Below are 14592 nucleotides of genomic sequence, written 5' to 3'. Positions count from 1 at the left end.
TGGGAATAACGCGATCTGGCGAGAAATGGTCACCGGGGTTCTCCCGCACGGTCGTCTCGGCCACGGTATGGATCCAGTCGGCCCCGAACAGCGGACAGAGGTGCGTGTGAGCGCGAACAGAGCGGAGCCTGAATGTTCGGACGACCTCGCCGAGGACGTGATGGTCCTGGGCTGGGTCCCCGAACCCGCTGAGCTGTCCGATGTGGAACTGCTGCTCGACGGTGCTTTTCCGCCGTTGGAGGGTTTTCTGGACGCGGCCGAGACCGAATCGGTGCGCACCCGGCGGCGGTTGAGCGACGGGACGCCGTGGCCCGCGCCGATCACGCTGCCGGTCCCGGCCGAGGTCGCCGCCGCCGACGAGATCGAACTGCGCGACGCCGAAGGCGCGCCGGTCGCGGTGCTGCGCAACATCGCCCCCTGGTCGGACGGCACCACCTGCCACGTCGCCGGTCCGCTGCGGCCCGCTGCGTCCCCCGGCGGAGCGCTGCGCCGGATGCGCCCACCAGCGGCAGAGGTCCGCGCGGGACTGCCCGCGGGCCCGGTGCTCGGACTGGTGGCGGACGCACCGTTGCACCACCGGGAACTCGCGCAGGTCCGCGAACTCGCCGCCGAGCTCGACGCGCACGTGCTGCTGCTCCCGCGGATGACGGGGCCGCGGCCGGAGATCCTGGTGCAGGCCCTGCTCGCCGCCCGCCCGCAGCTCCCGACGGGCACCACGATCGTCCCGGTCCCGCTGGCGCGCCGCGCCGACCCGTCCAGCGACGCGGCGCTGGCCGCCCAGGTCGCCACCGCCTACGGCGCGACCCACCTGATCACCGAGCAGCACGTGGACGGATCCCCGATCACCGCGGTCGAACCGCCCGAGATGCTCCGCGACTCCGGGGACCGCTGGACCCGCGCCGCGCAGGTCCGGCCCGGCGGCGGGAGCGGCGGCCTGAGCACCGGCGAACTGCGCGCCCACCTGGACGACGGCACCCCGCTGCCGTCCTGGTTCACCACCCCGGAGATCGCCGAGCAGCAGCGGCGGCTGCACCCGCCGCTGGATCAGCGCGGCTTCACCGTGCTGTTCACCGGGCTGTCCGGCGCTGGCAAGTCCACCCTGGCCCGCGCGCTGCGCGACGAGCTCAGCCAGCACGACCACCGGGCGGTGACGCTGCTCGACGGGGACGTCGTGCGCCGCACCCTGTGCGAGGGCCTCGGGTTCTCCGCCGCCGACCGCAGCCGCAACGTGCGGCGGATCGGGTTCGTGGCCTCCGAGGTGACCCGCCACGGCGGTGCCGCGATCTGCGCGCCCATCGCGCCCTACGAGGACGACCGGGAAGCGGTGCGCCGGATGGTCGCCGAATGCGGCGGGTTCGTGCTGGTGTACGTGGCGACCCCGCTCGGCGAGTGCGAACGCCGCGACCGCAAGGGCCTGTACCGCAAGGCCCGCGCCGGTGCGCTGCCCGAGTTCACCGGGGTGTCGGCGCCCTACGAGGCGCCCGCCGACGCCGACCTGGTGCTCGACACCTCCGGACTGTCCCAGGACGAAGCCGTCGGCCGGGTCGTGGCGCTGCTGCGGGAGCGGGGCTGGGTGGGGTCGTGGACCTGGGAGTGACCCTGACCGGTCTGCTGACCGGGTTGCTGGTCGGGCTGACCGGGATGGGCGGCGGAGCACTCACCATGCCGCTGCTGACGCTGGTGTTCGGAGTGCCACCGCTGGCCGCGGTGTCCACCGACCTGGTCGCGAGCGCCGTGATGAAACCGGTGGGCGCCGCGGTGCACCTGCGCCGCCGCACCGTGCACCTGCCGACGGTGGGGCTGCTGTGCGTCGGTTCGCTGCCGTGCGCGGCGATCGGCTCGGTGCTGGCGGGGTCGCTGGGCGCGGGCACCGGGACGGTGCTCAAGGCGGTCAGCGCGGTGGCGGTGCTGCTGGCCGCGGCGACGCTGGTGGTCCGGATGTACCTGGACCGCGGCCGGAGCGCGAGCGGCGAGCAGCGGGTGCGGCCGGTGCCCACGGTGCTGCTGGGCGCGGTCGCGGGATTCATCGTCGGCACCACCTCGGTCGGCTCCGGTTCGATCGTCATCGTGTGCCTGCTGCTGCTCGACCGGGCGATGAACTCGGCTCGACTGGTCGGCACCGACCTGGTCCAGGCGGTCCCGCTGGTGCTGGTCGCGGCGCTGGGACACCTGCTGCACGGCGAGGTCCACTTCGGACTCGTGGGGTCGTTGCTGGCCGGGTCGCTGCCGGGCGTGCTCGCCGGAGCGCTGCTGTCGGCGCGGATCCCGGACCGGCCGGTGCGGGTGCTGCTGGGCGGGATGCTCGCGGTCACCGGCTCGATGCTGCTCGGACTGGGGGCGGCCCTGGCCGCCGCATTGGGGACGGTGGTCGCGTTGGCCGCGGCGATCACGACGTCCGAGAAGTTCTCCCGCGATCGGGCGCCGGCCCCGGCGGGAGACCGAATCGACGCCGGCGCAGAAGGAGGAACCGGGTGAAGGCGGACGATGATCACGAACTCGCCGCGCGGCTGGCGAACGAGGCGGGTCAGTGCCTCCTGGAGCTCCGCGAGCGCAGACGGTCCGAAGTGGACGGCAAGACCCTCGGCGACGAGGGCGATGCCGCCGCGCACGAGTTGCTGGTGAACGCTCTCGCCGCGCAGCGCCCGGACGACGCGGTGCTCTCCGAGCACGGCGAGGCCGGGCCCGCGCGGGAACCCGCGGGCCGGGTGTGGATCGTGGATCCGCTCGACGGCACCAGGGAGTTCTCCGAACCCGGCCGCACCGACTGGGCCGTGCACGTGGCGCTCGCCGCAGGCCACGACGTGCTCGCCTCCGCCGTCGCGCTGCCCGCCAGAGGGCTGGTGCTCGACACCGGTGCACCGCCGAACCCGCCCGAGCAGCGGGCCGGCGCCCCGCGCATCGCGGTGAGCCGCAGCCGCCCGCCGGAGTTCGTCGGCGAGGTCGCCGCCGCCATCGGTGCGCAACAGGTGCCGATGGGCTCGGCTGGCGCGAAGATCGCCGCGGTCGTCCTCGGCGACGTCGACGCCTACGTGCACGCGGGCGGCCAGTACGAGTGGGACAGCGCCGCCCCCATCGGCGTCGCGCGCGCCGCCGGGCTGCACACCAGCCGCCTCGACGGTTCCCCGCTCGTCTACGACCGGCCCGACCCGTGGTTGCCGGACCTGCTGGTGTGCCGTCCGGAACTGGCCGAGCCGCTGCTGACGGCGTTGTCCCGCTCGGCCGCGACACGTCCCGAGGGGAGCTCGTGATGCCCGCCGAACCCGCACTGTCCCGCTTGGACATCCTCGAATCCGAGGCACTGCACCTGATTCGCGAGGTCGCGGCCGAGTTCGACCGGCCCACGCTGCTGTTCTCCGGCGGCAAGGACTCCGCCGTGCTGCTTCGGTTGGCCGAGAAGGCGTTCTGGCCCGCGCCGATCCCGTTCCCGGTGCTGCACGTCGACACGGGCCACAACTTCGACGAGGTGCTCGACTTCCGGGATCGCCGGGCCGCGGAGCTCGGCGTGCGCCTGGTCGTGGCCTCCGTGCAGGACTCCATCGACGCCGGGCGCGTCGTGGAGCAGGAAGGCCGCGGCGCGAGCCGCAACCGGGCGCAGACGGTGACGCTGCTCGACGCCATCGGCGAGCACCGGTTCGACGCGCTGTTCGGCGGAGCCCGCCGCGACGAGGAACGGGCGCGGGCGAAGGAGCGGATGCTGTCGTTCCGGGACGCCTTCGGCCAGTGGGATCCGCGCAACCAGCGCCCCGAGCTGTGGAACCTCTACAACGGGCTGATCTCGCAGGGCGAGAACGTGCGCGCCTTCCCGCTGTCGAACTGGACCGAGCGCGACATCTGGACCTACATCGACCAGGACGGGGTGGAGCTGCCCGGCCTGTACTTCGCCCACCGGCGCAAGGTCTTCGAACGCGACGGCATGTACCTCGCCGACAACCCGTTCGTGCATCGCGACCCGGATGAGCCGCTGGTCGAGAAGTCCGTGCGGTTCCGCACCATCGGCGACATGACCTGCACCGGCGCGGTGCCCTCCACGGCGGCCACGGTCGCCGAGGTGATCGCCGAGATCGCCGCCACGAAGGTCACCGAGCGGGGCCAGACCCGCGCCGACGACCGCGCGAGCGCCGCGTCGATGGAGGACCGCAAGCGAGAGGGATACTTCTGATGAGCCTGTCCACCGACGCCGAGCAGCAGGTCTTCGCGCCCGCCGACAGCCTGCTGCGGTTCGCCACCGCCGGTGCCGTCGACGACGGCAAGAGCACCTTGATCGGCAGGCTGCTGCACGACTCCCGCTCGCTGCTGGCCGACCAGCTGGAGATGCTGGAGCTGGCGGGCAAGGAACGCGGCGACGAGGTGCTCGACCTGGCGATGGTCACCGATGGGCTGCGCGCGGAACGCGAGCAGGGCATCACCATCGACGTGGCGCACCGCTACTTCGAGACCGCGCACCGGGCGTTCATCATCGCCGACACCCCGGGCCACGCCCAGTACACCCGGAACATGGTCACCGGGGCGTCCACCGCGGACCTGGCGATCGTGCTCGTCGACGCCCGCAACGGGCTCACCGAGCAGAGCCGCCGCCACGCGGTGCTGGCCGGGCTGCTGCGGGTGCCGCGGCTGGTGCTGGCGGTGAACAAGATGGACCTCGTCGGCTACGGCCAGGGCGCGTTCGAGGAGATCACCGCGGAGTTCGCCCGCTTCACCGACGAGCTGGAGCTGCGCGACGTCGCGGCCATCCCGATCTCGGCGCTGCGCGGCGACAACGTGGTGCACCGGTCCGCGGAGATGCCGTGGTACGACGGCCCGGCGCTGCTGGAGCACCTGGAGCAGGTGCACATCGACGAGGACCGGTCGGCGGGCGACTTCCGGCTGCCGGTGCAGTACGTGATCCGCGCGCAGGGCCAGGACTACCGGGGCTACGCGGGCCAGATCAGCGGTGGCCGGGTGCGCGAGGGCGCCGAGGTGCTGCACCTGCCCTCCGGCTTGCGCACCAGGGTGACTTCGCTGGACACCGCGGACGGCGCGCTCGCGGAGGCGCGGGCGCCGCAGTCGGTGTCGGTGCGGCTGGCCGACGAGATCGACGTGGGCCGCGGTGATCTGCTGTGCGCGCCGGACGCCGCGCCCGCCGCGGCGACGGAGCTGTCGGTGCGGGTGTGCTGGATGAGCGCGAAGTCCGCGCTGCGGCCGGGTGCGCGGCTGCTGCTCAAGCACACCACGCGAACCGTCAAGGCCCTGGTCACCGAGGTGCGCCACCAGGTCGACGTCACCACGCTGCGGCGCGATCCGGCGCGGGAGCTCGGGCTCAACGACATCGGCGAGGTGGGGCTGCGGCTGGCGCAGCCGGTGTTCTGCGACCCCTACGAGCGCAACCGGCTCACCGGTGGGGGGTTGCTGATCGACGAGTCCACGCATGCCACCGTCGGCGCGGTGATGATCATCGAAGCGCGCTGACGTCCGCACTGGGACAGCGGGAAGGCCCGACCGCTCGGGCGAGCACAACAAGGAGCAACACCATGGTGAAGATCATCGGGGCCGGGTTCGGCCGCACCGGGACGGCGTCGATCAAATCGGCGCTGGAGCACCTCGGCTTCGGGCCGTGCTACCACATGTTCGAGGTCATCGCGGAACCCGAGCGGATGCAGGACTGGGCCCGCGCCCTGGACGGCCCGGTCGACTGGGACCAGGTTCTCGGCGGCTACGAGTCCACTGTGGACTGGCCGGGCTGCACGTTCTGGCGGGAGCTGATGGCGGCCTACCCCGACGCCAAGGTCCTGCTGACCACGCGCGACCCGGAGCGCTGGTACGACAGCACCTACAACACGATCTACCAGTTCGTGCAGGACCCGCCCGGCGACGCCGACGACGCGTTCACCACGAAGCTGCGCCCCACCATCGAGCGGATGATCTGGAACGGCGCCTTCGGCGGCCGGTTCGAGGACCGCGCCCACGCCATCGAGGTCTTCGAACGGCACAACGCCGAGGTCCGCGCCGCCGTGCCCGCCGACCGGCTGCTGGAATACCAGGTCGGCCAGGGCTGGGAGCCGCTGTGCGACTTCTTCGGCGTCGACGTGCCCGCGGAGGACTTCCCGCACATCAACGACAGCGCCTCGATCCGCGACCTCGCGGAAAAGGTGCAATCCGAGGGCAAATTCCCCTCTCCGTTCACGACCGCCTGAGAAGGCTTCGCTCGAACCGGTTCGCGCAGGGGCCGGACAGCGGAACCTCAGCGGTCCTCCCGCCGCGGGATCGCTTCCTCCGCCACGAGGAATCGTCCTCCGCACGAGAGGGCCGCTGAGGACCCGCCGGTGGTCGTCGTGCTCAGCTGGTCACCGCTCAGCGGCTTCGCCGCTGAGAAGACCGGGACGACGGCACTCGCGCCCGTGCCCCCGCGCGGCCGGTTCTTCAGCAGGTCACCGAAATTCCGAGGAGCCGACCGATGACGACCACCCCCAACCCCGCCGTGGGGCGGCGCAGCGTGCTGCGCATGATGGCCGCTGCCGCGGCCGTGCCCGCGCTCGTGAGCACCGGAACCGCCGCGGTCGCCGCCGCCGCGCCGCGTGCCGGAACCCGCGCGGGCCACACCTTCGTGAGCCGCCCCGACCTGAACCCGCCGCAGGTGGAGATCACCACCCCCGCCGCGGGCGTCGAGCCCGGCTACGTGCTGCTCACCCCCGCCGGGGCCAACAAGCTCAACGCGGCGGCACCCGCCCCGCGGGCCGACTTCCAGCCCGGTGCGCTGATCATGGACGACCTCGGTCAGCCGGTGTGGTTCTCCCCGCCGGCCGAAGGCGTCATCGCCGACATGAAAGTCCAGCAGTACCAGGGGAAACCGGTGCTGACCTGGTGGGAGGGCGCGATCCACATCCCGCCGGGCTTCGGTGAGGGCCGGTTCGTGGTGCTCGACGAGAACTACGAGCGGATCGCCACGGTCAGCCCGGCCAACGGCCTGCAGGGCGACATGCACGAGTTCGTGATCACCCCGCGCGGCACCGCGCTGGTGATCGTCTACTCCGAGGTGCGCGCCGACACCACCCCCATCGGCGGGGCGCCGGACTCGAAGGTCCTCGAAGGCGTCATCCAGGAGATCGACATCGCCACCGGCGACCTCGTGTTCGAGTGGCGCAGCCTGGAGCACGTGACGCTGGACGAGTCCTTCTACCCCGTCCCGAAGGACCCGGAGGAGTGGTTCGACTACATCCACCTCAACGCGGTCTGCGAAGACGGTGACGCGCTGCTCGTCTCGGCCCGCTGCACGCACGCCGTGTACCGGATCGACCGCGCCACCGGCCGGGTCAACTGGCGGCTCAACGGCAAGAAGAGCGACTTCGAGATGGGGCCGGACGCGCCGTTCGCCTGGCAGCACGACTGCCGGCGGCAGGCCGACGGCGCCATCAGCCTGTTCGACAACGCCGCCGCCGCACCCGGCCGCGGGAAGTCCCGCGCGCTCACCCTCGCCGTGGACGAGACGGCGCGCACCGCCGAAGTGGTGCGCAGCAACGAGAGCCCCGAAGGGCTGCTCGCGCCGAACCAGGGCAACACGCAGATCCTCGCCAACGGCCACGTGTTCGTCGGGTGGGGCGGCGAACCGTACTTCACCGAGTTCGACGAGGACGGGACGGCGCTCTTCCACGGCAAGTTCGTCGACTCCATCACCTCGTACCGCTCGTTCCGGTCGGCGTGGGTCGGCAAGCCGCTCGACGCGCCCGCCGTGGCCGGGCAGGCGGGCGATGGCGTGACGAGCGTGTACGCCAGCTGGAACGGGGCGACCGAGGTCACGGGCTGGCGGGTGCTGACCGGGCCGGACGAAGCGAACCTGACCCCGGTGCAGGACGCCGAGCGCGCCGGGTTCGAGACCAAGGTGGACGTCCCCGGTGGCGCCGCGTTCGTCGGCGTGCAGGCGCTGGACCGCGAGGGCGCGGTGCTCGGCACCTCCCCGGCGGTCGCGGTGAGCTGACGCCGCGGTCCGCGACCCGGCCGGGGTGCGGCCGGGTCGCGGACCGAGCGGGGCAGGAGCGACGCGTCGGCGGGAACGCGCCGACGACCGGGCTCCTAAGGTGTGCGGGAGCCCCTCGACCCGCCCTACCGATCGTGAGCCCGCGCATGCCCCACGCAGTCCCTGCGGGGACCCCCGCCCCCGAGGTCGTCATGAACGACCGCCTCACCGACCTCGTGTGCCTGCGCTGCGGGCGGGCGTACCCGGTGGCCGACCACACCGCGGGCTGCCCGCGCTGCCTGGAGCAGGGCTCCCCGGCGAACCTGCGCTGCCGCTACGACGGCGACCCGGTCGGGGAACTCGCGCTGAACGGGGCGCGGACCCTCGGCGAGGGCGGTACCCCGCTGTTCCCGCTGCCCGCCGGGCTCGCCCCGGACGGCGTCGAGGTGTGGGTCAAGAACGAGTCGGCCAACCCCACCGGCTCGCACAAGGACCGCTTCAGCTGGGGAGCGGTGGGCCGCGCCGCCGCGGCCGGGTACGAGTCGGTGGTGGCGGCGTCCTCCGGCAACGCGGCCGTGTCGCTGGCCGCCTACGCCGCCGCCTACGGACTCGGCTGCGACCTCGCGGTCACCCGTGACGTGCCCACCGCGATCAGCGACGCGGTGCGCGACACCGGCGCCCGGCTGCACGTGTTCGACACCGCCGAGCAGCGCTGGGAATTCGTGCGTGACCACGGCGCCGACCCGGTGCGGTTGCCGGTGACGAACTACGCGCGTCCCGTCGTGGGCAGCAGCCCCTACGGCGTCGACGCGATGCGGCCGATCGGGTGGGAGATCGTCGAGGTGCTGGGGCGGGTCCCGGACCACGTGCTGCTGCCCACCGCGCGCGGCGACCTCGCCTACGGCACCTACCTCGGGCTGCGCGAGATGGCGCGGCGCCACGGTCGGCCCTGCCCGCGCATCCACCTGGTCGAACCGTTCCCGCGCCTGCGCGCGGTGCTCGCCGGGGCGGGCGTGCACGACTCCTTCGCGGGCGACGCCGCGGCGACGCCGTCCATCGGTGGCGACTCCACGACGCTGCAGGCCCTGCGCGTCCTGGAGGACACCGGGGGCGTTGCGGTCGTCGTCGACACCGGGGTCGAGCAGGCCCGGATCGGCTTGGCCCGCAACGGGATCCTGCTCGAAGGCGCCAGCGCGATCGTGCTGCCCGCACTGCGCTCGTTGCACGACCGCATCGCTCCCGGCGAGACCGCGGTGCTGCTCGCCACCGCCCACCCCTTCAAAGGGCTGTGACGGGACGTCACCGGGAACGAGTCGTGTACACCCCGTGCGGGTGCCGGTGGTACCCCTTGGCGCCGACGGCGCGGGCCAGCGGGCTGCGGATGTCCTCGTCGGCGCGCACCAGGTCCAGCACGTGCCGGAAGTCGAACCGGGGAGTCCAGCCGAGGTCGGCGCGGGCGCGGTCGTTGACGTACACCCGGTCCAGGCCGGGGAACATGCGCCAGCCGCGGCGGTCGAACTCCGCCACGTGGTCCGGGAACAGCCGCCGCACCACGGCGGGCGCGTCGGACCGCAGCTGAGCCAGATCCTCCCGCGCGAACGGGGGAGTGGCGCTGACGATGTAGCGCCCGAACCCGAGCTGCGGCGCCCGCGCCAGCGCGAGGCGGTGCGCGTCCACCGCGTCCTGCAGCTCGACCCGCCGGTACAGGAACTCGTTCACCTTCGTGTTGAGCCCGTCGTAGGCGGCGCGCACCTCGTCCCGGTCGTCGTCCTCCGGGAAGAACCGCGAGGTCCGCAGCACCACCACCGGCAGCCCCAGGTCGCGGTGGACCAGCTCGCACACCTGCTCGGCGGCGATCTTGGTGACGCCGTAGATGTTGCGCGGCACCGGAGCCACGTCCTCGGTGATCCACGCGGCGGGCTCGTCCGCCGCGGGCGTGAGAGCGCGGCCGAACGCGCTGGTGCTGCTGGTGAACACGAAGCCGCGCACCCCGGCCGCGGCCGATTCCTCCAGCAGCGCCAGGGTTCCGGAGACGTTGGTGTCCACGAACGCCTGCCGGTCGTGCGAGCTCACGTGCGGTTTGTGCAGCGTCGCGGCGTGCAGCACGCCCGTCACGCCGTCCAGGCAGCGGCGCAGCACCTCCCGGTCGGTGATCGACCCGGTGACGGTGGTGAACCGCGACTCCAGGACGTCGAGCCCGACGACCTCGCGGCCTTCGGCGCGGACGCTGCGGACCAGCGCCTCCCCGAGGTGTCCGGCGCTTCCGGTGACCAAGATCTTCTCGTCGCTCACGGGCGACGACGCTAGTCGCCGCGCGCCGTCGGCGACATCGAATTCGCCGCGCCCCGCGCGCTCACTCGCGGACGATGACCACCGGGCACTTGGCGTGCACCGCGCACCGCTGGCTCACCGAACCCAGCAACGTGCGGTAGAAGCCCCCGTGCCCCCGGCTGCCGACCACCAGCAGCTGGGCGCCGTCGGCGGCTTCCAGCAGCGCCTGCGCCGAGTGCCCGTGCGCCACCACGCGTTCCACTCCGGCGCCGCCGCCGGTGACCACGTCCACGGCGTCGTTCATGTTGCGCTGCGCGGCGTCCTGGAAGTCGTCCGGCGGCATCGGGCCGCCCTCCCAGCTGTAGAACGCCGGGTACTCCCAGGCCACCACCGCGCGCACGGTGGCGCCGGTGAGCTCGGCCTGCCGCAACGCCCAGCGCAGCGCCGCGCGGGACGGCTCGGAACCGTCGACTCCCACGATGATCACGTTCTCGGTCGTGCTGCCCATGCGCCACCTCGGCTGGTGTGGTCCGTCGCGCTCGGCGGCGGAAGGACGGCTTCGCACTCCGGTGACCCGGTTCCTCCAGTGTGCGATGAACGGCTCGTCGGCCGGAACCCCCGATTCACCCGTCCGGCGGCGGACAGTCGCGGGCTCACCGGGTCGCAGCGAACGGAACGTGATCGAGCAGGAACGGAACTCTCCGTGTCCGAGGCGCCGATCAGGGGTCACTCGGCACGGTGGAAGGGTGCGATTTTCCGCTCGATAAAGGGAAATTCGGCTGCTGATCCACACACGACCGGCGTCTTGCCGTGACGGGTGTGGCGGGGGTTACCTCATGGGGCACGTTTCACCGAGAGCAAGGGGGCGATCATGACGACAGCCGCGAACGGAACCACGGGGCGCTATCTGGTCCTGCTGGAGGACGACGCGACCGTGCTCGGCGCCCGGGAACTCACCCGGCTCGCCGGGATCCGCACCGCCAGCACCGCCGACGCGGCCGGTGCCGGACCAGGCGAACTCTTCAGCGGCGCGGGAGGCGTCGTCCTGCACGAACTCGGCGTCGCCCTCATCGACGCCGCCGAGGACCAGATCGCCGCGCTGCAGAACTCCGTGCGCGAACGCGGCACGCCGCTGGCGGCCATCGAGGCCGAGCGCAAGGTGTTCGCCATCGGATCACCGCAGCCGCCCGCCGACGGCGAGGTCACCTGGGGCCTGCGGGCCGTCCGCGCCGACCGCAGCGCCCCCACCGGGGCCGGGATCCGGGTGGCCGTGCTCGACACCGGGTTCGACCAGGCGCACCCCGACTTCGCGGGCCGCGACGTCGTCACCGCGTCCTTCGTGGACGGCCAGGACGTCCAGGACGGCCACGGCCACGGGACGCACTGCATCGGCACCGCGTGCGGGCCGCGCGGCACCCAGTCCGGTCCGGGCTACGGCATCGCGTCCGAAGCCTCGATCTACGCGGGCAAGGTGCTCGGCGACGACGGTTCCGGCGGGGACAGCGGAATCCTCTCCGGCATCCAGTGGGCCATCTCCAACGGATGTTCGGTCGTGTCGATGTCGCTGGGCGCGGCGACCCAGCCGGGCCAGCCGTTCTCCGACGCGTTCGAGCGGGTCGCGCAACGAGCGATCCAGCGCGGCACCCTGATCGTCGCCGCGGCCGGCAACGAGAGCCAGCGCTCCGCCGGGAGCATCGCGCCGGTGGGCCACCCGGCGAACTGCCCGTCGATCCTCGCCGTGGGGGCCGTGGACGAGCAGGGCGCCATCGCCGACTTCTCCTCCGGCACGGTCGACCAGATCGGGCAGGTCGACGTGGTCGGACCCGGGGTCGACGTGTACTCCAGCTGGCCGGGCCAGGAGCGCTACCGCAAGATCAGCGGCACCAGCATGGCGACTCCGCACGTCGCCGGCGTCGCCGCGCTGCTGGCCCAGCAGCACCAGGAGCGGGCCTGGGGACTGTGGGCCCGCCTCGCGCAGAGCGCGCGGCGGCTCCCGCTCGCGTCGACCGACATCGGCGCGGGTCTCGTGCAGGCTCCATGATCCGGCTCCCGCGTTGCGGGCGTGATCCGGAAGGTGCGGCGAGTGCGCTTCGGCGTGCTCGCCGCACCGTCGTGCCCTCCGCGGCACGTGTGTCGTTCCCCCGATCCGGGTAATCCTCGCGCAACCGGTCAGGTGTGCTGAACCGGTCAAGCACGATGGGGTGATCGTCGGCGAAGTCCGCACGCGATCGCTCGGGGGGACGGCACAGATGAGCACAGGCAACGCCGCAGGAGGAGAAGGGGACCGGAACTCCGGACGACCCGGCGGGGGCGAACCGGGACCCGCACGGCGTCCGAGATCGACCGGCGCGGCGGTCGACGACGCGGTCCGGGCTCGCGAGGAGATCGGTGGCGCGCTCGACGGCGCGCGGCGCACGGGCGAGGCGACCGCCATTCCGGGCGCCCGCACCGAACCCGCCACCGAGCCCGCGGACCTCTCGGCGCGGGACGCGTTGCTCGACGTCGCGGTCCGCGGCCACCGCCTCGCGCTGGTGCTCGACGGCCTCGCGCACCGCTACGCCACTCCGGGCACCGCCCGTCCGAGCGAAGCCCACGTGGCGCTGGACCAAGCCGCGGCGGCGGCCGAAGACCTGGGCAACTGCGCCAAAGCCGCCGCAGCCGCCATCGCGGAAGAGGCCGACCACCGCGACTGATCCGGCCGGGTCCTCCGTTCCGGCGCGACCACGCGCGGCACCGGCGGCTCAACGAGTTCCCAGTCGATTCCTCGGGGAGACGCGGGGATCAGTCGAGGAACCGGCCGAGGTCCCGCCACTCGGCAACGCGGGAACGCTCAGCTCCGCGACGACAGCGCTCGTTCCAGTTCGGCCTTGCTCATCTTCGAGCGGCCGTCGATCCCGGCCCGCCGCGCGTCCTGGTACAGCTGGGCCTTCGTCCGCCCGAGGGGCCCGGTGCGGTTGCCGGAGCGCAGCCCGCCGCGGCGTTCCGGTGAGATGTCGTGGACCGACGTCCTGCTGCGCTGCTTCGCCTGGCCCTGCTGGGCCCGCTCCTTGTTCACGGTCCGGGCCGCGATCTCCTTCGCCCGGCGTTCGCTGCTGCCGTGCTGCTCGGCGTTGGACTTGATGTGCTCGTACTGCCGCTCCTGCTTGCGGTTCGCGCCTGCAGGCATGAGGCCTCCTCCAACGGGGTCGTTCCGGTTCCGCGTTACCCGGTTGCGGGCGCTGGCACACCCGTTCGTCGTGATGCGGCGGGTTTCGGCTGCGCGATCGGTGGAATCTCGGTGCGCTGACGGATCGGACGCGGGCTCGCGGCGGTCGTTCGCGGCTACTCTGCACCGCTGAGCGAAGGGGGGCGCCATGACCGCTCAGGACCGACGGGCATTCCGCGAACGCCTGCCGCTGCGCCGGATCAGGGCGCCGCGGTGGGCCGAGCAGGAGGGCACCTGGCGGCAGGCACGTCCGGAGCTCATCGACGCCGCGCTGCGGCGGGCGCTGGAGCGGCCGTCGGGGAACTGGTTCGTGCTCGCCGGGAGCCTGGAGATCACCGGCGACCGACCCTTCGGGCGCACCGTGGCGGGGGTGGAGCTGGTCGCGTGGCGGGACGGGCGCGGAGCGCTCCACATCGGACCGGGGGCCTGCCCGCACTTGGGCGCGCCGCTGAGCGAGGCGCGGGTGCACCGGGGTCGGCTGGTGTGCCGCTGGCACGGGATGTGCCTGGGCGAGAGCTCTCCGAGGTGGCCCGCGTTTCCCGCGCACGACGACGGAGTGCTCGTCTGGGTCCGGCTCGACGCCGTCGGCGGTGAGCCGCCGCTGTCCGCCCCGGTGCTGCCGCGGCGCCCTGCGCCGGGTCGGAGCATTCACGCGGTCGCCACGGCGATCGGGGAGTGCGAGGCGCAGGACGTCGTGGCGAACCGACTCGACCCGTGGCACGGCTCGTGGTTCCACCCGTACTCGTTCGCGAACCTGACCGTGCTGCGCACCCCGGATCCGGACGAGGACGACGAGTTCGAGGTGGCGGTGTCGTTCCGGTTGGCGCGGGGAATCGGGGTGCCGGTGCGGGCCACGTTCAGCGTCCCGGAACCGCGCACGATCGTGATGCGCATCGTGGCGGGGGAGGGCGTGGGCAGCGTCGTGGAGACGCACGCGACGCCGCTGGGCCGGAACTCGGCGGGGCGCCCGACGACGGCGGTGATCGAAGCGATCGCGGCGCACTCGGCGCGCCCGGGATTCCGCGCGGCGTTGCCGGCGGCGGGCGTGGTTCGGCCACTGATGCGGTGGGCCGCGCTGCGGTTGTGGCGCGACGACCTGGCCTACGCCGAACGCAGGTACCGGCTGCGCACCCGCCCGAACTCCTGATCCACGGCACGACCCGAGCAGCACCTGCCCGCGCCCGGACAT

14 protein-coding genes are annotated in these 14592 nt (G+C 73.1%); 11 read left to right on the top strand and 3 right to left on the bottom strand.

What is annotated here, in order from left to right; genetic code table 11:
- Window positions 1-106: 106 nt before the first annotated feature.
- The 8 genes from cysC to OOZ19_RS08445 all read left to right on the top strand — a co-directional run bounded on the left by cysC (window position 107) and on the right by OOZ19_RS08445 (window position 9219).
- Window positions 107-1597, top strand: coding sequence for an adenylyl-sulfate kinase (cysC, locus tag OOZ19_RS08480; RefSeq protein WP_266089478.1), 1491 nt, complete (start codon window positions 107-109; stop codon window positions 1595-1597).
- On the top strand, window positions 1582-2475 hold the full coding sequence (locus tag OOZ19_RS08475; RefSeq protein ID WP_266089477.1) for a sulfite exporter TauE/SafE family protein: 894 nt from the start codon (window positions 1582-1584) through the stop codon (window positions 2473-2475). Before cysC ends, OOZ19_RS08475 begins: the two co-directional genes overlap by 16 nt.
- Window positions 2472-3248: a 3'(2'),5'-bisphosphate nucleotidase CysQ gene (locus OOZ19_RS08470; RefSeq protein ID WP_266089476.1), complete on the top strand. Its 777-nt coding sequence runs from the start codon at window positions 2472-2474 to the stop codon at window positions 3246-3248. Before OOZ19_RS08475 ends, OOZ19_RS08470 begins: the two co-directional genes overlap by 4 nt.
- Entirely contained in the window at window positions 3248-4159 is a 912-nt protein-coding gene (gene cysD / locus OOZ19_RS08465; protein ID WP_266089475.1) for a sulfate adenylyltransferase subunit CysD, read from the top strand. Before OOZ19_RS08470 ends, cysD begins: the two co-directional genes overlap by 1 nt.
- On the top strand, window positions 4159-5445 hold the full coding sequence (locus OOZ19_RS08460) for a sulfate adenylyltransferase subunit 1 (protein WP_266089474.1): 1287 nt from the start codon (window positions 4159-4161) through the stop codon (window positions 5443-5445). Before cysD ends, OOZ19_RS08460 begins: the two co-directional genes overlap by 1 nt.
- Before the next feature lie 62 nt (window positions 5446-5507).
- A complete protein-coding gene (locus tag OOZ19_RS08455) occupies window positions 5508-6170 on the top strand; it encodes a sulfotransferase family protein (RefSeq protein ID WP_266089473.1) in 663 nt (220 codons plus the stop codon).
- Between the two features lie 260 nt (window positions 6171-6430).
- The gene (locus OOZ19_RS08450) at window positions 6431-7948 is read left to right on the top strand and encodes an arylsulfotransferase family protein (protein ID WP_266089472.1); all 1518 of its coding nucleotides are present in this window, start codon (window positions 6431-6433) and stop codon (window positions 7946-7948) included.
- Window positions 7949-8094: 146 nt separating this feature from the next.
- On the top strand, window positions 8095-9219 hold the full coding sequence (locus OOZ19_RS08445) for a threonine synthase (protein WP_266089471.1): 1125 nt from the start codon (window positions 8095-8097) through the stop codon (window positions 9217-9219).
- A 7-nt stretch (window positions 9220-9226) separates the two neighbouring features.
- On the opposite strand, the gene OOZ19_RS08440 is transcribed toward OOZ19_RS08445, so the two are convergent.
- Both OOZ19_RS08440 and OOZ19_RS08435 read right to left on the bottom strand, forming a co-directional pair.
- Complete coding sequence (locus tag OOZ19_RS08440) at window positions 9227-10219, bottom strand: NAD-dependent epimerase/dehydratase family protein (protein ID WP_266089470.1); 993 nt, start codon at window positions 10217-10219, stop codon at window positions 9227-9229.
- 61 nt (window positions 10220-10280) lie between these two features.
- Window positions 10281-10706 (bottom strand): universal stress protein, encoded by a 426-nt coding sequence (locus tag OOZ19_RS08435; protein ID WP_266089469.1) that lies wholly within the window; start codon window positions 10704-10706, stop codon window positions 10281-10283.
- Between the two features lie 363 nt (window positions 10707-11069).
- On the opposite strand from OOZ19_RS08435, the gene OOZ19_RS08430 reads away from it, so the two are divergent.
- Window positions 11070-12239 (top strand): S8 family serine peptidase, encoded by a 1170-nt coding sequence (locus OOZ19_RS08430; RefSeq protein ID WP_266089468.1) that lies wholly within the window; start codon window positions 11070-11072, stop codon window positions 12237-12239.
- Window positions 12240-12447: 208 nt separating this feature from the next.
- Window positions 12448-12891: a hypothetical protein gene (locus OOZ19_RS08425; RefSeq protein ID WP_266089467.1), complete on the top strand. Its 444-nt coding sequence runs from the start codon at window positions 12448-12450 to the stop codon at window positions 12889-12891.
- A 137-nt stretch (window positions 12892-13028) separates the two neighbouring features.
- Here the strand turns inward: OOZ19_RS08425 and OOZ19_RS08420 are convergent, their stop codons facing one another.
- Complete coding sequence (locus OOZ19_RS08420) at window positions 13029-13364, bottom strand: plasmid stabilization protein (protein WP_266089466.1); 336 nt, start codon at window positions 13362-13364, stop codon at window positions 13029-13031.
- Window positions 13365-13551: 187 nt separating this feature from the next.
- Between OOZ19_RS08420 and OOZ19_RS08415 the strand changes: the two genes are divergently transcribed.
- On the top strand, window positions 13552-14550 hold the full coding sequence (locus tag OOZ19_RS08415; protein ID WP_266089465.1) for a DUF5914 domain-containing protein: 999 nt from the start codon (window positions 13552-13554) through the stop codon (window positions 14548-14550).
- Window positions 14551-14592: the final 42 nt, after the last annotated feature.

It is taken from the genome of Saccharopolyspora sp. NFXS83, assembly GCF_026241095.1.
In the GTDB taxonomy this organism is placed as follows: Bacteria; Actinomycetota; Actinomycetes; order Mycobacteriales; family Pseudonocardiaceae; genus Saccharopolyspora_C.
Note: the sequence above shows the minus strand (reverse complement) of the source record. Positions and strands in the feature narration are given on the sequence as shown.